This is a genomic window from Amycolatopsis sp. NPDC034160, assembly GCF_055575355.1.
Genome location: NZ_JBVISU010000007.1, coordinates 105,524 through 122,713, shown reverse-complemented (window position 1 = coordinate 122,713; position 17,190 = coordinate 105,524). Strand labels below are relative to the sequence as shown.

The window sequence follows — 17,190 nt, the reverse complement described above, 5'->3', positions numbered from 1 at the left end:
CCACGGCACCCGGTGAAGTTACTTGCGGGTAACTAGGCTCGGTCGGCGATGACGACCCGGTTCTCGGCGTAGCCGGTCTCCCCGCCGACCCAGCGGCCGCCGCAGGTGACGAGGACGATCCGATGGGGACCGGACTGGCCGAACAACTCGTCCGCCCGCTGCGGCAGTTCGTTCTTCTTCAGCGTGATCAGCTGGGAAACCTTGTACTTCCACGACTTCCCGGCCTTGTCGACCACGGTGACGTCACCGCCGATCCGGTCGTTCCACAGTTCCGCGAACGGACCCGTCGCGCCCTTCCAGTTCACGTGCCCGGCGAACACGCTGGCGCCGGTCGCCGAACTCAGTTCGGCGCCCCACCAGGTCACCTCGTCGAGGTTCTCCGGCACCGGAAGTTCCGCGCCCGGCCCGAGGTCCGCGCGGATCAGCTTCGCGCCCCCGCCGGCGGGCAGCCGGATCGTCCCGGGACCCTGCGGCTGAGTGGGAGGGGGCGCCTGCTGGGACTGAGGCTGAGGCGGCGGAGCGGATGGCGGCGTCGTGGGGACGATGTCCGGCGGAGGCGGGACCTCCTGCTGAGCGGCCGCAGCCGGTGCGCCGCCCGCGACGGTGACGGAGACGGGCTGTGCCGTCCCCGCCACCACGGTCGTGGGCGGCCAGATGATCAAGGCCGCGACGAGGTCCGCGCACAGGACCGTGACGGCTCCCAGCGCGAACCCGCGTCGTACTGACATTCTCGAATCCTCTTTAGCGTCGCGAAGACCGCCGCGCGGCCACGCCCACCATCAGCGAACCGAGCAGCGCGAGCGCGCCTACGCCGAGGATCCCGGCGGTCGACGCCGAGTTCTCGACGGTGCCCTGCATCATCGCCACCGGCCGGTCGCCGGCGGGAATGGTGCGCGGTACCTCGTTGGGCGTGTTGGCGACCTTGAGCGCCAGCGTCTCACCCGGCTTGACCTCGCCGCAGGCGGACGGCGGATTCTTCGGATCGAACGCGTTGGTGTAACCCGGCGGCGCGTTGACCTCGACCACGCAGATCTCTTGCGGGGCCCGCAGGTTCTCGACGGTGACCGTGCCGTTCTCGCCTTCGGTGGTGACGACGGCGGGCTTGCCGTCGGCGCCGTTGAGGGGCTTGCCGTCTTGGCCGACGGCGGCGGTGGTCTTGTCCTTGGCGGTGATCCGGAGCACGGCGCCCGCGATGCCCTTGTCGGTCTTCGCGTCGACCTTGGTCACCTGCACCTTGCCCGGCTTCGCGACGACGGCGACACCCTGTGCCTTCAGTTCCTTCTCGCCGCCTGTCGAAACGACCTTCTGCACGCCGGTCTCGACTGGGAACTGCACGTACGGCCGGTCCGCGGGCGCGGACAGCGAGCTGGCCAGCTTCGGCTGCTCACCGGTCGGCGTCACCTTGACCGTGACGGTGCCGTCTTCACCGGTTTTCACCGTGGTGACCTTGTCGGCTTTCGCGTTCGAAGACGACGCGGGCTTGGTGCTCTCACCGCTGTCGACGGTCGCGTTCGACGGAGTGAGCTTCACCGGCACACCGGAGACGCCCTTGCCCTTGGCGTTCTTGACGCTGATCGTCCACTCGCCCGCGGTGCCGATGTGCTGGTCTTCCTTCGGCGGCGCGATGGCGGTGGTCCACGGGCCGCGGTTCGCCTCGGCGTCCTTGGTCAGCTTGTCGACGGCCGTGGCGGCGTCGGGGTGCTGCTTCTCCAGCTTGGCGAAATTTTCCTCGATCTTGTAGCCGATCTCCTTCGAAGGCTTTTCCCGGTCGGTGTCGGCTTCAGTCCGCGGCTTGGCCGTCCAGGAATGCAGTAGGTGAGCGAGCGCGGCTGCCTCGGCTTTGTCCTGCGTTCCGCCGTAGCGGAGGAGCAGGTAGGAGATATTGGCCGCGATGTCCTCCGGCAGCTTTTTGCCCCACTTGTCGAGCAGTTCGTCGCCGGGCTTGTACTCCTCATCCGTGTCCGGTGCCTTCTGCTTGAAGCTCACGCAGAACACCTGCTTGCCGTTGACAAGATAGGAGCCGAGCCAGTCACGCTCCCGATCCTTGCCCGCGTAAGGCTGGCCGGGTGTGATTTCGTAGCCGACGAGCTCTTTCTCTTTACCATCCGCCGTGGCGGGCGTCACCGCGACGGTGGCGGATAGAGCGCCTAGCAGGCACGTCGCGATCAGACTGGTCAAGGCGCGCGAACGCACGCTCGGGCGTGTGGTCCACCCCATGGTGTGTTGACTCCTTTGGCCGTGCTCCGCCCCGGCGCCTTTACGTCGATGCAGGTCACACGATCGATAGGTTCCCCGACACGCCTTCGGTGTTTATCCGAACACGCACCGTGGAGGGTCGCGTGTGATCAGCGGTTTTGGCAAGAGGTCATCAGGTGGGGTATCGGTGAACGGTCGGTGATCTCCGCCGCATACGGTGTGGGGGATGGGCCTCGCCCCGAATGTGAGTAAAGTCGTCTTTACTTCGACGGGAACCGGGCGGCCCCCGCGGTCGTTGAACCCGATGCAGGTGCCAGTAGATCCAGGAGGATCAGGTGCGATCCAGTAGCAACCCGGCGTTCCGGAACCTGCCGCGTGGCGCGGCGGAGTACGGACCCAACGTAGGCTTCAACCAACCCCAGGGCGGGGTGCCCGGTTACGGTCCTCCGCAGACCTCGGCCGGCGCTGACGACCGTCCGATGACCGTCGACGACGTCGTCATCAAGACCGCGCTGAGCCTCGGCACGGCGCTGGTGACCGGTGTGCTCACCGCGATCTGGGCGATCAGCCAGATCCCGATGTCGGCGTCCGGCAAGATCCTGGGCATCCCAGGTCCCGTGATCGGCGCGCTCGTCGGCTCGATGCTCGTCGGCCTCGTGATTTCGCTGGTGATCATCTTCAAGAAGATGCCGAGTGGCCCGCTCACGCTGGCGTACTCGGCCGTCGAAGGTGTCTTCCTCGGTGCGATCAGCGGGCTGTTCGAAGCGCTGTACCCCGGTATCGCGCTGCAGGCGATCGTCGGTACCGCCGGTGTCTTCATCGCGATGCTGGTCGTCTACAAGACGGGTGCCGTCAAGGTCACCCCGAAACTGACGAAGTGGATCATCGGCGCCGTGGTCGGCGTGGCGATCATGATGCTGGTCAACCTCGTCACCAGCCTTTTCTTCGGTTTCAACCCGCTGCGTGACGGTGGTCCGATCGCGATCATCTTCAGCCTCGTGGTGATCGGTGTCGCGGCGTTCAGCTTCCTGCTCGACTTCGACCAGGCCGACCGGATGATCCGCGAAGGCACGCCGTCGAAGTGGTCCTGGTACGTCGCCTTCGGCCTGATGACCACGCTCGTCTGGCTGTACCTCGAGATCCTGCGGTTGCTGTCGTACTTCCAAAACGACTGACCCGAGTTCTCCGCGAAAGGGCGTCCCGAGCGATCGGGGCGCCCTTTTTCGTGCCGGTGAATACTCTGACCCCATGACCGAACACAGTGGTGAACCGCCCAGGCCGAAGCGGTCGAAATGGTTCTGGGTGGGCGTCCTGGTGCCGATCGCGATCGTGGTGCTGAGCGCGTCTTCGTGGATCTTCGGCTATCTCTCCAACACGGACGACGTCCGGGTGGGCGACTGCTACGCGATCACCACGTTCGGCGACGTCGACGAAGACCCCGTCAAGGCTGACTGCGGCTCGGTCGAGGCCAACGCCAAGGCCGGGGCGAAGCTCGACGTCGGCGGGGCTTGTCCTGAGGGCGAGTACGACCAGCTCACTGTCGACAAGACGTTCGCCTCGTACAAGCTCTGCATGATGATCAACGTCAAGCAGGGCGACTGTCTCGAGAACTTCTTCGCCGACAGCGTGGCCTATCAGAAGGTTCCGTGCTCGGATCCCGCGAAGGACGCGGAGGTCCTGAAGGTGGTCGACGGTGTCGCCACCTGTGACGACACGGAAGCGACCGACCTCAAGAGCTACTCGACGCCGCCTTCGACCGTCTGCGTGAAGAGCACCAAATAACGACCCCGACCTGGGTTTTTCACTCTTTCGGGGCCCTGGTGGACAGCGTTGCTCACGCTGCGTGTTTGATACCGAGGTTCTCATTCCTTTCACACCTGTGAGGTTTCTCGGTGACCACTTCCCAGCCGGCCCCTGGGGGCCAAACGCCGGTGGGACAGCCCGACGCTTTCGGTCCGCCTCCCGGCGTTCAGCCGGTGGCGCCCAAGCGGTCCAAGCTCGCCTGGCTGAGATTCGCCATTCCGGTACTCGTCGTCGTGATCGGCGGTGGCCTGTTCCTCGTCAACCACTTCACCGGGACGGGCAGTGCCCAGGCAGGCGAATGCCTGAGCGTGAGCGAGTTCACAAGGGCGGCCGACGAACCGAAGAAGGCCGACTGCGGCGCGCAGGAGGCGAACGTCAAGATCGCCGCGCGCGTGGGTGACGACGAGGCCTGCCCGCAGGGCGACTACGACACCATCTCGATGTCCGGCCGGATCTCGTACAAGTTGTGCCTGGCGGTCAACGCCAAGCAGGGTGACTGCCTCACGGGCTACAACTCGAAGACCGCCGGGTACCAGAAGGTGTCCTGCTCCGACCCCGGCAAGGACGCGGAGTTGCTCAAAGTAGCCGACGTCGTGGACGAGGCCGTGTGTGAAGGCACCGAAGCGACGCACGTGCGGTCGTACTCGACTCCGCCGACCACCATCTGCCTGAAGATCAGCAAGTAGCCTGTCGTTTCACGTGAAGGCCCCCTGCCCTCGGCCCAGCCGCGGGAAGGGGGCCTTCACGCGCTTCGGGGGAGCGGGGGACCTTTGCTGTCACCTGCCGCCATCCGGGCCTGCGGACGCGTCCGTTCGTCGCACACTGTGGGACGGGCTGCGACCGGGCGGGCGCGGGACCTAACGTTGCTCGTCCCCCACCCCGCCGATCGACCTGGAGTCCTGGTGGCGACGACAGAAACCCAAGCCGGTGCGAAGAAACTCCTCGACTTTCCGACCTCTTGCGCCGCTCCGGCCCCACAACCGGAAGAGCCGGTCAAGATCGTGCCGCTGGCGGTCGCGGGTGTGCTCGCCGTCGGCCTGACCTGGTACGTCTGGGCGGCGCACGGGGCGAAGTTCGGTGTCCTGCTCATCCTCGGGCTCCTGCTCGGGCTCGCGCTCTTCCACTCCCGCTTCGGTTTCACTTCGGCCTGGCGCCAGCTGATCGCGGTCGGAAACGGTCAAGGCCTGCGTGCACACACGCTGTTGCTCGGCACCGCCGCGACCCTGATCGCGCTGATCGTCGGCACCGGCTCCGGCCTGTTCGGCAGTACACCGAACCCGACCGCGGGTGGGTTGGGACTCGCCTTGTTCGTCGGCGCGACCATCTTCGCCATCGGCATGCAGCTGGGCGGCGCGTGCGCGTCGGGAACGCTGTTCGCGGTCGGCTCGGGGCAGTCGGCGATCGTGCTGACGCTCGGCGGGTTCATCACCGGCTCGGTCCTCTACACGTGGGCGTATCCGCTGCTGTCGGGCTGGCCCGAGTTCAAGGGCATCCTGCTCGCCGACCACGTCGGCTGGTTCGGTTCGTGGGCGATCACCGTCGCCGTTCTCGCCGCGATCGTGCTGGGCACCCGGTTCGTGCAGAAGCGCCGCAACCCGCCGCCGGTCGGTGTGGTGCCGACCGCGCACGGGTTCGCCCGGATCTTCCGCGGCTCGTGGCCGATCCTCGTCGGTGCCGTCGTCCTCGGTGTCCTGGCCGGCGCGGTCTTCCTGGTCTCCGGCGGGATCTGGGGTGTCACCAGCGCGTTCAGCCTGTGGGGCGCCAAGATCCTCCAGGTGTTCGGACTACACCCGGAGACGTGGGAGTTCTGGCGCCTCAAGGCGAACGCGGCTTCGCTGGCGGCGCCGATCTGGAAGGACAAGAACAGCCTCACCGACATCGGCATCATGATCGGCGCGGGGATCGCCGCCGCGGCGGCGGGTGCGTGGAAGATCCACAGTTCGATCCCGTGGCGCACCGCCGTCGCCGCGGTGCTCGGCGGGATCATGATGGGTGTCGGCGCGCGGATGGCGGGCGGCTGCAACATCGGTGCCTACCTCGGCGGTATCTCGGTCGGCAGTCTGCACGGCTGGCTGTGGGGTGTCTTCGCACTCGGCGGCACCTGGATCGGACTCAAGCTGCGACCGCTCTTCGGGCTCGGCAACCCGGCTCCGACAGACAGCGTCTGCTGATCACTCAGTGTCACAATCCGTATGCGGTCTTGCCCTTTCGGCCCGCATACGGGGAAAAAGTTGGCAGGTAAAACCCGCGTTCGGCTACCCTCGGCGACATGTTCTCGCTTGTGCCTTAGTGCACAAGCGTCATGGGGGATCACCAGGGACGGTTTTCACATGTCAACGCAAGGTCCGGCCGCGCCCGCCGGAGACAAACTCGACGCCGGCGTGCTCAAGGTCGCCGGCGTCGTCATCCTCGGCGCGATCATGGCGATCCTCGACACGACGGTCGTCAACGTCGCGCTCCAGAAGCTGACCATCGAGTTCCAGACGTCGTTCGACACCATCCAATGGGTCGCGACCGGCTACATGCTGGCGCTCGCCACGGTCATCCCGGTCACCGGCTGGGCCTCGGACCGGTTCGGCACCAAACGGCTCTACCTGACGGCGATCGGGCTGTTCCTGATCGGCTCGATGCTCACCGGGATGGCCTGGGACGTCGAGTCGCTGATCGTCTTCCGGGTACTGCAGGGCTTCGGCGGCGGCATGCTGATGCCCGCCGGTATGACGATCCTGACCAGGACGGCGGGGCCGCACCGGATCGGGCGCGTGATGGGTGTGCTCGGCGTGCCGATGCTGCTCGGCCCGATCGGCGGCCCCATCCTCGGCGGCTGGCTGGTCGACGCGGTGAGCTGGCGCTGGATCTTCTACATCAACGTGCCGATCGGCCTGATCACCATCCTGTTGGCCTGGCGCTTGCTGCCGAAGGACCAGCCGGAACCCGGTGAGCGGTTCGACTTCCTCGGCATGCTGATGGTGTCGCCGGGGTTGGCGGCGTTGATCTTCGGTGTTTCGAACATCCCGTCGGCCGGCGGTGTCGGCGCGGTGGACGTCTGGCTGCCCGCGCTGGCCGGGATCGTGCTGCTGGTGGCGTTCGTGCTGCGGGCGAACCGGGTTTCGAACCCGCTGGTCGACCTGAAACTGTTCAAGGACCGGTCGTTCTCCGTCGCCATGGTGACGATGACGTTCTTCTGCGTCGCCTTCTTCGGCGCGATGCTGTTGCTGCCCACGTACTTCGTGCTCGCCCGCGGCGAGTCGGCGATGAACGCGGGGCTGTTGCTGGCACCGCAGGGTCTCGGCGCGATGCTGACCATGCCGCTCGCGGGCAGGCTGGCGGACAAGATCGGCGCCAGGAAGATCGTGCTGCCCGGGCTCGTGCTGATGCTCGCCGGGCTGATCTCGTTCACCCGGGTCACCGCGACGACGCCGTACTGGCTGCTGCTTTCGGCGCTGTTCGTCATCGGGCTCGGCATGGGCGCGACGATGATGCCGATCACCTCGGCCGCGCTGCAGACGCTCGAGCCGAAGGACATGGCGAAGGCGTCGACGGCGACGAACATCTTCCAGCAGACCGCCGGAGCGATCGGCGCGGCCGTGCTGTCGATCATCCTCGCCGCGCAGCTGGCCGGGAAGTTCGGCGTGCCGACCGCTCAAGGGCAGCTCGCCGCGACAGGCGCGATCATGAACCCGGCCACGCACGAGGCGGCCGCGGGATTGGCCGCGGACTCGTTCTCGACGACGTTCCTGTGGTCGATGATCCTGCTGGCGCTGTGCCTGATCCCGGCGGCGTTCCTGCCGAAGACCAAGCCCGCGCTGCCGGCGGGCTCGGCCGACGGCGAGGTCCCCGCGGCGCCGCCGATCATGAGCCACTAGGCCCGGAAGGGAGCAAGGGACCTTTGCTCGCGTTCGTTAGCACACTAACTAACGTGAGCAAAGGTCCCTTGCTCTCTTTTCGCAGGTCAGGGGATCAGGAGAGGCGCTCCAGTACCATCGCCATGCCCTGGCCGCCGCCGACGCACATCGTCTCGAGACCGAACTGCTTGTCGTGGTGCTGCAGCGAGTTGATCAGCGTCGAGGTGATCCGCGCGCCGGTCATGCCGAACGGGTGGCCGACGGCGATCGCGCCGCCGTTGACGTTCAGCTTGTCGAGGTCGATCCCGAGGTCCTTGTAGGACGGGATGACCTGCGCCGCGAACGCCTCGTTGATCTCGACGAGATCGATGTCGTCGATGGCCATCCCGGCGCGCGCGAGCGCCCGCTTCGATGCCTCGACCGGGCCATAGCCCATGATCTCCGGCGACAGCCCCGAAACGCCGGTCGAGACGACGCGGGCGAGCGGCGTGAGGCCGAGTTCCTTCGCTTTGGTGTCGGACATGATGATCACCGCGGCGGCGCCGTCGTTGAGCGCGCAGCAGTTGCCGGCGGTGATGCGGCCGTCGGGGCGGAAGACCGGCTTGAGGCCGGAGACGCCTTCGAGGGTGACGCCGGCGCGCGGGCCGTCGTCCTTCGAGACCACGGTGCCGTCCGGCAGGGTCACCGGCGTGATGTCCTTGGCCCAGAAGCCGTCCGCGATGGCCTTCTCGGCGAGGTTCTGCGAGCGGACGCCGAACTCGTCCATCTCTTCACGCGACACGTTCTTCAGTCGCGCGAGGTTCTCGGCGGTCTGGCCCATCGCGATGTAGACGTCCGGCAGGGCGCCGTTCTCCCGTGGGTCGGTCCAGCTGTCGGCGCCTTCGGCGGCCACCTGCGCGGTGCGGGCCTCGGCGTCGGCGAAGAGCGGGTTGTGGGTGTTCGGCCAGGAGTCCGAGCTGCCGTTGGCGAAGCGCGAGACGGTCTCGACGCCGGCGGAGATGAACACGTCGCCTTCGCCCGCCTTGATCGCGTGCAGCGCCATGCGGGTGGTCTGCAGGCTGGAAGAGCAGTAACGCGTGATGGTGCAGCCGGGCAGGTGGTCGTAGCCGAGTTCGACGGCGACCGCGCGGCCCATGTTGAAGCCCTGCTCGCCGCCGGGGAGACCACAGCCCAGCATGAGGTCTTCGATCTGCGTCGGGTCGAGTTCGGGGACCTTGTCGAGCGCGGCGCGGACCATCTGCACGGTGAGATCGTCCGGGCGCATGCTCACCAGCGATCCCTTGCCGGCGCGGCCGATCGGGGATCGGGCGGTGGAGACGATGACGGCTTCGGGCATGGAACGACACTCCCTTGTTCTCGATCCAGACACGCGCTAAGCGGTTGCTCACCCGGCATCCTCCACCGGAGTGAGGTGCGGGTCAAAGGCGAACGCGACCTACGCCACTCTTTCCGGGTGGCCCTGGCCCGCCCGGAGTTGAGTGGGCACATCCCGACCTGCGGCGTTTAGGCTGTCACTGTGGATTACGTCGAGCACATCGTGGACCTCGTGGGCAACACCCCGCTGGTCAAGCTGAACGCACTGGCCGAGGGGCGGCAACCGCTCATCCTCGCCAAAGTCGAGTACGTCAACCCCGGCGGCAGCGTCAAGGACCGTATCGCGCTGCGGATGATCGAGGCCGCGGAGCGTTCCGGCGAGCTGAAGCCCGGCGGCACCATCGTCGAGCCGACGTCCGGGAACACCGGCGTCGGGCTGGCCATGGTGGCGCAGCGCAAGGGGTACAAGTGCGTGTTCGTCTGCCCGGACAAGGTCAGCGAGGACAAGCGCAACGTGCTCAAGGCCTACGGCGCCCGTGTCGTGGTCTGCCCGACAGCGGTCGCGCCGGAGCATCCGGACTCCTACTACAACGTCTCCGACCGCCTCGTGCGCGAGATCGAGGGCGCCTGGAAGCCGAACCAGTACGCCAACCCGGAGAACCCCGCCAGCCACTATCACTCGACCGGCCCGGAACTCTGGCGCCAGACCGAGGGCAAGATCACGCACTTCGTCGCCGGCGTCGGCACGGGCGGCACGATCTCGGGCACCGGCAAGTACCTCAAGGAGGTCAGCGACGGCCGGGTCCGGGTCATCGGCGCGGACCCCGAAGGCTCGGTGTACTCCGGCGGATCCGGACGGCCGTACCTGGTCGAGGGCGTCGGCGAGGACTTCTGGCCGGACACCTACGACCGGAACATCGCCGACCAGATCATCCCGGTGTCGGACGCGCATTCCTTCGACATCACCCGCCGTCTGGCGCTTGAGGAGGGGCTGCTCGTCGGCGGCTCGTGCGGGATGGCCGTCGCCGCCGCGCTCAAGCTCGCCGAAGGGCTCGGCCCGGACGACGTCGTCGTCGTGCTCCTGCCCGACGGCGGCCGCGGCTACCTCACCAAGGTGTTCAACGACGACTGGATGTCCTCCTACGGCTTCCTGCCGCCGGATTCCAGCGGCGCGACCGTCGGCGACGTCCTGATGAAGAAGAGCGGCTCGCTGCCCAGCCTGGTGCACAGTCACCCGAACGAAACAGTCGCCGAAGCGGTGGCGATCCTTTCGGAGTTCGGCGTCAGCCAGATGCCCGTGGTCAGCGCGGAACCGCCGGTCATGGCGGCCGAGGTCGTCGGCGCGGTCAACGAACGCGACCTGCTCGAAGCGCTCTTCACCGGCAAGGCGCAGTTGGCCGACCGGCTCGAGCAGCACATGTCGCCGCCGTTGCCGACCATCGGCGCCGGTGAACAGGTGGGTTCGGCGATGAACGCGCTCTCGGGCGCCGACGGCGCGCTGGTGCTGGTCGACGGCAAGCCGGCGGGCGTCGTCACCCGTCACGACCTGCTCGCGTTTCTCGCGGGACGCTAAAGAGGCATTCCATCGGACGGCCGGGCCGGGGCGTTACGAGCGGCCCACCCGGCTATCCGATAGCGTATTGGGTGAGTTGAACTTTTATGTCCTCGTCTAGGGGGTTCAAGACCCAAATGAGTGCTCCGCAGCCACCGAACCAGCCTTGGGGTGGCGCCCAGCCACCGCAGGGACCCCCGAGTGGCCCCCAGCCGCAGCAAGACAACCCGTTCGGTTCCCCGGAACCGACCCAGGTGGTGCAGCCCGGCCAGCCCGCGCAGCCCGACTACGGGCAACCGCAGTACGGGCAGCCCTCCTATGAGCAGCCCCAGGGCGGCGGGTTCGGCGACACGCCGGAGCCCACGCAGGTCGTCCAGCCGGTGCAGCAGGGTTCCGGTGACGCGAACGCCACGCAGGTCGTGCAGCCGGTGAGCGGTGGCGGGGAAACCCCCGGCGCCGACTCCACCCAGCTCGTGCCGCCGGGTTCGCAGCCGCCCGCCATTCCGTACGCCCCGCCGCCGAGCGCGGCCGACAACCCGGCCGCCGGTGCCTACGGCGCCCAGGGTGGCGGCTTCGGTCAGCAGCAAGGCTTCAGCGGGCCCCAGTCGGGCGGGTTCGACCCGTCGCAGGGTCAGCAGCAGCCCGGTTTCGGCCAGCCCCAGCAGGGCTTCGGCGGGCAGCAGCAGGGCGGTTTCGGCCAGCAGCCCGGTTTCGGCGGACCGCCGCAGGGCTACAGCCCCGCGCCCACCGGTGGCGGCGGCGGGAACCCGATGTTCGGGTTCATCGCCGGCGGCTTGGTCGGCCTTCTCGGTCTTCTCGCCCTGGTCTTCAGCTTCGTCTACTTCGGTGACGCGAGTGACTACTCCGAAGGCCTCGACAGCCAGTCATCGAGGCTCGGGCAGGAAGCGGTCGACAAGCTTCTCGACCAGTTCGGCCTGGCGTCACCAGGCACCGTCTGGCTCTACGTGATCCTGCTGCTGGTCGCCTCGCTCATCGCGACCGCGGCCGGTGCCGGTCTCGCACTGGCGGGCAAGCTCCCGGCCACGATCAAGAAGATCGTGCCGATCGCGGTCACCGCGGGCGGTGCGCTTCTGCTGCTTTTCGGCATCCTGCTCCTGGGGTCCACCACCCCGTCGGGCGACGGTGTCCCGGACGAGGTCGGCATCGGCATCGGCCTGCCGCACCTGATCTTCGGCATCCTGATCCTGATCATCGGTGTGCTGGGCCTGATCCCGCCGACCGCGCAGTTCGTCGGCCTCGGTGGCGGCGGTTCGGCGCTCGGTGCCACGCAGAGCGGGCAGCCCGGCGGTTTCGGCGGTCCGCCGCAGGGTGGCTTCGGCCAGCCGGGGCAGCCCGGCCAGTACGGTCAGCCGCAGCAGAATCCCTACGGTCAGCCCAATCCGCCTTCGGGCGGGTTCCCGCAGCCTGGCCAGCAAGGCGGTTTCGGCCAGCAGCAACAGCAGCCCGGCCAGCCCGGCGGTGGCTTCGGCCAGCCGGGTCAGCAGCCGCAAGGAGGCTTCGGGCAGCCGGGACAGCAGCAGGGTGGCTTCGGCCAACCGCAGCAGCAACAGCAGCACGGTGGTTTCGGGCAGCAGCCCGGCCAGCAGGGTCCGCCCAGCGGCGGATTCGGCCAGCCGGGTCAGCAGCCCGGTCAGCCGCCGCAGCAGTGGTAATCAGCAGCCACTGAACGGTTTCGCGCAGAACGCCCTCGGCCCGTCGGCCGGGGGCGTTTTGTTTCCGCCGATGTCTTCCGGATCGTCCTCCGCGACCGGGTCCGCCCGGCTAGGGTGAGCGCCGTTAACCCACACCCGGCTGATGGGGGCGACGTGACCGGTCCTTACGGATATCCCGCGCAGCAGCCCGGACCGGCCGGTTTCGGTTATCCCGCACCGCAGGCACGACCGACCGGCGCGACGGCGGTCGTCGCCGCACTGCTCGGGCTCGTCGCCGCGGGCGCCGCCGGGTACGTCCCGATCTACTTCTTCCTCAAACTGCCGTCCGGGTTCAGCATCGGCAATCTGCCCGGTCTCGTGTCGACCGTGCTGGGGCTGTACCTGCTGGCCGCGCTGCTCCTGCTGGTCGGCGCGCTGTCGGCGTTCTTCCGCTCGGTCGCCGGCGCCGTCCTGCTGATCATCGGCTCCCTGATGGTCATCGCCGCCGTCGTGCTGGAACCGTTGGCGTTCAACGGGTCCTACGGTCTGTACTTCCGCACGCAGTTCGAGTTCGAGTCGTTCGTCGCCATCGTCCGCGTGGTCATCTTCGCGGTCGTCCCCTGCACACTGATTTTCGCGGTCATCCCGCCGACGCTGAGGTATCTGCGTTGGCGGCCTTCCCCGGTCCAGCCCTACCGGCCGCGGAATCAGGTTCCGCAGCAACGCGGTCGGTGAGATCCTGAGACGTCCGGCCGTCGTCCGACGGCTCGACTTGGGGGAGTTCCATGAGCCAGAACCAGTTTTCGGCGACCGCGATCGGCGCGGCCGTCCTCGCCATGTTGTGCGGCATGCGTTATCTGTCCGAAGCGGGTGTCTTCGTCGTCCAACTCGCGTTTCTCGATACCGCGCCGCCGTACTTCGTGGGGACGGCCTGGAACGGGGCACTGGCAGTGGTCCTGTTCGTGGGCGGTGTCCTGTTGCTTCTGCGCAAGCGGCTCGGCCGCACCCTGGTGGTCGCCGGGGCCGCGTTCGGGCTGGTGACCACCCTCCTCGCGAACGGTGAAGCCCAGGCTTACTTCTTCGCCGAGGTGAACGGGCAGCCGACGGTCACGAACGACCTCGTCGCGTTCCTGCTCTTCGCGATGGCTGTCTCCGCTCTGGTCCTGTCGATTATCCGCCCGACTTCGGACTGGCTGGAGGGGAAGCGGCGTGAGGACGAAGAGCCGTCGAAGCAGGATCGGCTTCCCGGCTGGTAGCGGTGGCTGACAGGATGAGTCGAGGAGTCCGTCAGGGGGAGCGATGACGTATCAGCAGTACCCACCGCCGGGTGGTTATCCGCCACCCGGTGCCTATCCGCCGCCGGGAATGGCGCGGAATCCGAACGGTGCCACCGGCATCATCGCCGGGATCCTCGCGATCCTCGGCGGCGTGTGGTTCTTGTCCGGTCTCGTCTGGATGATCATCCTGCTGTTCAACCGGGTGCGGTCGTACTTGATCGTGGGCGGGATCCTCGACCTCGCCGTCGGGGTGCTCCTGCTGATCGGCGGAATCCTGTTGCTTCGGCGCAAGAGCGTCGGGCGCATGCTCGTCGTGATCGGCGCGGGCGCGGGAATCTTCTTCGGGGCCGTCTCGATCATCCTGAGCGCGACCGGGATGGACTTCTTCTATGCATACGGAGGGGTATCGGCTGTCCGCGGATTCCTCGGGATGATCGTCCAGTTGCTGATCCCGGCCATCGCGACCATCGTGCTGGCGTTGCTCCCGCAGACCGGTCGCTGGCTCGCGGCTGGGAAGCAGCCCGCGGTGTTCATGCCGCCGCAGAACTTCGGGTATCCCCAGGCGCCACCTGGCTACCCACCTGCCGGTTATCCGCCGCCACAGCAGGGCCCGCCACCCGGCCAGTGGTGAGTTCGATCCCAGACGATGGGATCCCGGGGTGGTGGTCGTACCCTGGACGGTATGGCCGACGACTACTCTCTGCTGGGCTTCGAGACGCGCGCGATCCACGCCGGGCAGACCCCTGATCCCCGGACCGGCGCGGTCATCGTGCCGATCTACCAGACGTCGACCTACGCGCAGGACGGCGTCGGCGGTACACGCGAGGGTGACTACGAATACTCGCGCACCGCGAACCCCACCCGCACCGCGCTGGAGGTCGCGCTCGCGGCGCTGGAAGGTGCCCGGCACGGCCTGGCCTACGCGTCGGGGATGGCGGCCAGCGATGTCCTGCTGCGGGCGACGCTGCGTCCCGGTGACCACCTCGTGCTCGGCAACGACGCGTACGGCGGCACGTTCCGGCTGATCGACAAGGTGCTCAGCCTGTGGGGCGTCGAGCACACGGTCGCCGATCTCGGGAACATCGCCGAGGTCCGCGCCGCGATCCGGCCGGAGACGAAGCTGATCTGGTGCGAGTCGCCGACGAACCCGATGCTGGGGATCGCCGACATCGCCGCACTGGCCGAGGTCGCGCACGGTGCGGGCGCCCGTCTGGTGGTCGACAACACCTTCGCCACCCCGTACCTGCAGAACCCGCTCTCGCTGGGCGCGGACGTCGTCCTGCACTCGACGACCAAGTACCTCGGCGGGCACTCCGACGTCGTCGGTGGCGCGATCCTGACCAACGAGGACGAACTGCGCGAGCAGCTGTTCTACCTGCGCAACGCGGCCGGCGCGGTGCCCGGCCCGTTCGACGCCTGGCTGACCCTGCGCGGGATCAAGACGCTGGCGCTGCGGATGGAGCGGCACAGCGACAACGCCGAACTGATCGCCCGGATGCTGCTGAAGCACCCGAAGGTCGAGCGTGTCTACTACCCGGGCCTGCCCGAGCACCCGGGCCACGAGGTCGCCTCGAAGCAGATGCGGCGCTTCGGCGGGATGATCTCGTTCACCCATGTCGACGGCGAGCAGGCCGCGCTCGATGTCGCGTCGAAGACGAAGCTGTTCATCCTCGCGGAGTCGCTGGGCGGGATCGAATCGCTCATCGAGCACCCGGGCCGGATGACGCACGCGAGCACCGTGGGGTCGACCCTGCAGGTGCCGGACAACCTGCTGCGCCTGTCCGTCGGCATCGAGGACGGCAGCGACCTGGTCACCGACCTGGCCAAGGCCCTGGGCTGACCGCCGCCGAGCCCAGGGTGGGAGCAAGGGACCTTTGCTATCGTTAGCGTAGGCATGCTAACTAAGTGACAGCAAAGGTCCCTTGCTCTTTTCGCGCTGGTCAGCGCGGTGTGGTGGGAGGAATCGCCCGGTTACGGGCGGAAGTTGCCGGGCTGGACGCCGCCGACTTCAGCGTCGGCCTCGTGCGAGGTCCCCCGCGGCGCGGCGGGCAGTTCGGAGCCGTCGACGCAGCCGCCGACGAGTTCGATGTGGTTGTCGTGCCGGATGTACTGGCCAGGGTCCACGCAACCGGCGCGATCGACGGTGTAGACCGCGGCGCCGGTCAGCAGCGCGGCCGAGGTCAGGGCCAGCACGGCCGGCAGCACCCCGGCGGAACGGGTCGCCCGGACCCTGCCGATGTTCCCCCGTGCCATGCGCGCTCCCTGGTCGCCTTCACCGCCATCGTCAAGAGTACCCGGACAGTGAACTTGTCACGTGACGTATCCGCCAGGTGGCATCATCCGGTCATGGAACTGGTCGGCGTCGAGAGGGTCCGGGCGGCCCGCAAGCTGCTGGAAGGCGTGACTCGCGTGACTCCCATGGAGCACGCCAGAGATCTTCGGAAGCTCCATGGCGGCCCGGTCCACCTCAAATGCGAGAACCTCCAGCGGACGGGTTCGTTCAAGATCCGCGGGGCGTACACCCGGATCCACGGCCTGTCCGCCGGGGAACGTGACCGCGGGGTGGTCGCGGCGAGCGCGGGCAATCACGCGCAAGGGGTAGCGCTCGCGTCGGCGCTGCTCGGGACGAAGGCCACGGTCTTCATGCCGCAACGCGCGCCGCTGCCGAAGCTCGCCGCCACCCGCGGCTACGGCGCCGACGTCCATCTGCACGGCGAGGTGCTGGAGGAGACCCTTGCCGAAGCGATCGCGTTCGGGGAGCGCACCGGGGCGGTGTTCATCCACCCGTTCGACCACGCGGACATCATCGCCGGGCAGGGCACCGTCGGGCTGGAAATACTCGACCAGGTCCCGGGCGTCCGGACGGTGCTGGTCTCGACCGGAGGCGGCGGTCTGGTCGGCGGGGTCGCTTCGGCGGTGAAGGCGCTCCGCCCGGAAGTGCGGATAGTGGGCGTCCAGGCCGAGGAAGCCGCCGCGTATCCACCGTCGCTGGCCGCGGGCGAGCCGGTCCGGCTCCGTGAGATGCACACGATGGCCGACGGGATCGCCGTCGGGCGGCCTGGGCCGATCAGCTACGCGCACGTCGCCGCATTGGTCGACGACGTCATGACGGTGACCGAGGAGTCCCTTTCGCGGGCGGTACTGCTTTGCCTGGAAAGGCGGAAACTCGTCGTCGAACCGGCGGGCGCGGCCGGGGTGGCGGCACTGATGCAGCATCCGGGCGCCTTCGAGCCGCCGATCGTGGCGATTCTTTCGGGCGGCAACGTCGACCCGGTGCTGCTGCTCCAGATCGTCCGGCACGGGATGACCGCGGGCGGCCGCTACCTGAAGCTGCGGCTGCTGGTGCCGGACAGGCCGGGCTCGCTGGCTTCCGTGCTTTCCCGCGTCAGCGAACTGGGTGCGAACGTCCTGGACGTCGAGCATTCCCGGGTTTCGGGGAGCCTCGCGCTCGGCGAGGTCGAGATCTCCCTCGCGCTGGAGACTCGCGGTCCCTCGCATTGCGCCGAGGTGGCGGCGGCGCTGCAGCGGGCGGGCTGGACGGTCGTTTGAGC

16 protein-coding genes are annotated in these 17,190 nt (G+C 68.0%); 12 read left to right on the top strand and 4 right to left on the bottom strand.

Annotated features, from left to right (window positions below):
- Positions 1–32 precede the first annotated feature (32 nt).
- Together ACZ54P_RS16910 and ACZ54P_RS16905 are read right to left on the bottom strand one after the other, a co-directional pair.
- Complete coding sequence (locus ACZ54P_RS16910; protein WP_465462450.1) at positions 33–728, bottom strand: class F sortase; 696 nt, start codon at positions 726–728, stop codon at positions 33–35.
- 13 nt (positions 729–741) lie between these two features.
- Positions 742–2,217, bottom strand: a complete 1,476-nt coding sequence (locus ACZ54P_RS16905; protein ID WP_465462449.1) for a SpaA isopeptide-forming pilin-related protein — start codon at positions 2,215–2,217, stop codon at positions 742–744.
- A gap of 314 nt (positions 2,218–2,531) precedes the next feature.
- Here ACZ54P_RS16905 and ACZ54P_RS16900 point away from each other — a divergent pair, with 314 nt between their 5' ends.
- The 5 genes from ACZ54P_RS16900 (at position 2,532) to ACZ54P_RS16880 (ending at position 7,865) form a co-directional block, all read left to right on the top strand.
- On the top strand, positions 2,532–3,371 hold the full coding sequence (locus ACZ54P_RS16900) for a Bax inhibitor-1/YccA family protein (protein WP_465462448.1): 840 nt from the start codon (positions 2,532–2,534) through the stop codon (positions 3,369–3,371).
- A 73-nt stretch (positions 3,372–3,444) separates the two neighbouring features.
- Entirely contained in the window at positions 3,445–3,978 is a 534-nt protein-coding gene (locus ACZ54P_RS16895) for an LppU/SCO3897 family protein (protein WP_465462447.1), read from the top strand.
- 110 nt (positions 3,979–4,088) lie between these two features.
- On the top strand, positions 4,089–4,685 hold the full coding sequence (locus ACZ54P_RS16890) for an LppU/SCO3897 family protein (RefSeq protein ID WP_465462446.1): 597 nt from the start codon (positions 4,089–4,091) through the stop codon (positions 4,683–4,685).
- A 216-nt stretch (positions 4,686–4,901) separates the two neighbouring features.
- Positions 4,902–6,170: a YeeE/YedE family protein gene (locus tag ACZ54P_RS16885; RefSeq protein WP_465462445.1), complete on the top strand. Its 1,269-nt coding sequence runs from the start codon at positions 4,902–4,904 to the stop codon at positions 6,168–6,170.
- A 159-nt stretch (positions 6,171–6,329) separates the two neighbouring features.
- A complete protein-coding gene (locus ACZ54P_RS16880) occupies positions 6,330–7,865 on the top strand; it encodes a DHA2 family efflux MFS transporter permease subunit (RefSeq protein ID WP_465462444.1) in 1,536 nt (511 codons plus the stop codon).
- Positions 7,866–7,959: 94 nt separating this feature from the next.
- On the opposite strand, the gene ACZ54P_RS16875 is transcribed toward ACZ54P_RS16880, so the two are convergent.
- The gene (locus ACZ54P_RS16875) at positions 7,960–9,180 is read right to left on the bottom strand and encodes an acetyl-CoA C-acetyltransferase (protein WP_465462443.1); all 1,221 of its coding nucleotides are present in this window, start codon (positions 9,178–9,180) and stop codon (positions 7,960–7,962) included.
- Positions 9,181–9,360: 180 nt separating this feature from the next.
- Here ACZ54P_RS16875 and ACZ54P_RS16870 point away from each other — a divergent pair, with 180 nt between their 5' ends.
- The 6 genes from ACZ54P_RS16870 to ACZ54P_RS16845 all read left to right on the top strand — a co-directional run bounded on the left by ACZ54P_RS16870 (position 9,361) and on the right by ACZ54P_RS16845 (position 15,479).
- Positions 9,361–10,731, top strand: a complete 1,371-nt coding sequence (locus tag ACZ54P_RS16870; protein WP_465462442.1) for a cystathionine beta-synthase — start codon at positions 9,361–9,363, stop codon at positions 10,729–10,731.
- 116 nt (positions 10,732–10,847) lie between these two features.
- Positions 10,848–12,383, top strand: a complete 1,536-nt coding sequence (locus tag ACZ54P_RS16865) for a hypothetical protein (protein ID WP_465462441.1) — start codon at positions 10,848–10,850, stop codon at positions 12,381–12,383.
- Positions 12,384–12,536: 153 nt separating this feature from the next.
- A complete protein-coding gene (locus ACZ54P_RS16860) occupies positions 12,537–13,097 on the top strand; it encodes a hypothetical protein (protein ID WP_465462440.1) in 561 nt (186 codons plus the stop codon).
- 50 nt (positions 13,098–13,147) lie between these two features.
- Positions 13,148–13,618: a hypothetical protein gene (locus tag ACZ54P_RS16855; RefSeq protein ID WP_465462439.1), complete on the top strand. Its 471-nt coding sequence runs from the start codon at positions 13,148–13,150 to the stop codon at positions 13,616–13,618.
- A gap of 43 nt (positions 13,619–13,661) precedes the next feature.
- Entirely contained in the window at positions 13,662–14,270 is a 609-nt protein-coding gene (locus ACZ54P_RS16850) for a hypothetical protein (RefSeq protein ID WP_465462438.1), read from the top strand.
- 51 nt (positions 14,271–14,321) lie between these two features.
- Positions 14,322–15,479, top strand: a complete 1,158-nt coding sequence (locus tag ACZ54P_RS16845; protein ID WP_465462437.1) for a cystathionine gamma-synthase — start codon at positions 14,322–14,324, stop codon at positions 15,477–15,479.
- 131 nt (positions 15,480–15,610) lie between these two features.
- Here ACZ54P_RS16845 and ACZ54P_RS16840 read toward each other — a convergent pair whose 3' ends face one another.
- Positions 15,611–15,892 (bottom strand): hypothetical protein, encoded by a 282-nt coding sequence (locus tag ACZ54P_RS16840; RefSeq protein ID WP_465462436.1) that lies wholly within the window; start codon positions 15,890–15,892, stop codon positions 15,611–15,613.
- 93 nt (positions 15,893–15,985) lie between these two features.
- Between ACZ54P_RS16840 and ilvA the strand changes: the two genes are divergently transcribed.
- Positions 15,986–17,188 carry a threonine ammonia-lyase gene (ilvA, locus tag ACZ54P_RS16835; RefSeq protein WP_465462435.1) on the top strand — a complete coding sequence of 401 codons (1,203 nt, stop codon included), beginning with the start codon at positions 15,986–15,988 and terminating at the stop codon, positions 17,186–17,188.
- Positions 17,189–17,190 lie beyond the last annotated feature (2 nt).

What these genes read in the sequence shown, in the direction of transcription:
- ACZ54P_RS16910 (WP_465462450.1), bottom strand. Translation starts at nt 728, where the DNA reads ATGTCAGTACGACGCGGGTTCGCGCTGGGAGCCGTCACGGTCCTGTGC.
- ACZ54P_RS16905 (WP_465462449.1), bottom strand. Translation starts at nt 2,217, where the DNA reads ATGGGGTGGACCACACGCCCGAGCGTGCGTTCGCGCGCCTTGACCAGT.
- ACZ54P_RS16895 (WP_465462447.1), top strand. Translation starts at nt 3,445, where the DNA reads ATGACCGAACACAGTGGTGAACCGCCCAGGCCGAAGCGGTCGAAATGG.
- ACZ54P_RS16880 (WP_465462444.1), top strand. Translation starts at nt 6,330, where the DNA reads ATGTCAACGCAAGGTCCGGCCGCGCCCGCCGGAGACAAACTCGACGCC.
- ACZ54P_RS16875 (WP_465462443.1), bottom strand. Translation starts at nt 9,180, where the DNA reads ATGCCCGAAGCCGTCATCGTCTCCACCGCCCGATCCCCGATCGGCCGC.
- ACZ54P_RS16865 (WP_465462441.1), top strand. Translation starts at nt 10,848, where the DNA reads ATGAGTGCTCCGCAGCCACCGAACCAGCCTTGGGGTGGCGCCCAGCCA.
- ACZ54P_RS16855 (WP_465462439.1), top strand. Translation starts at nt 13,148, where the DNA reads ATGAGCCAGAACCAGTTTTCGGCGACCGCGATCGGCGCGGCCGTCCTC.
- ACZ54P_RS16850 (WP_465462438.1), top strand. Translation starts at nt 13,662, where the DNA reads ATGACGTATCAGCAGTACCCACCGCCGGGTGGTTATCCGCCACCCGGT.
- ACZ54P_RS16845 (WP_465462437.1), top strand. Translation starts at nt 14,322, where the DNA reads ATGGCCGACGACTACTCTCTGCTGGGCTTCGAGACGCGCGCGATCCAC.
- ACZ54P_RS16840 (WP_465462436.1), bottom strand. Translation starts at nt 15,892, where the DNA reads ATGGCACGGGGGAACATCGGCAGGGTCCGGGCGACCCGTTCCGCCGGG.
- ilvA (WP_465462435.1), top strand. Translation starts at nt 15,986, where the DNA reads ATGGAACTGGTCGGCGTCGAGAGGGTCCGGGCGGCCCGCAAGCTGCTG.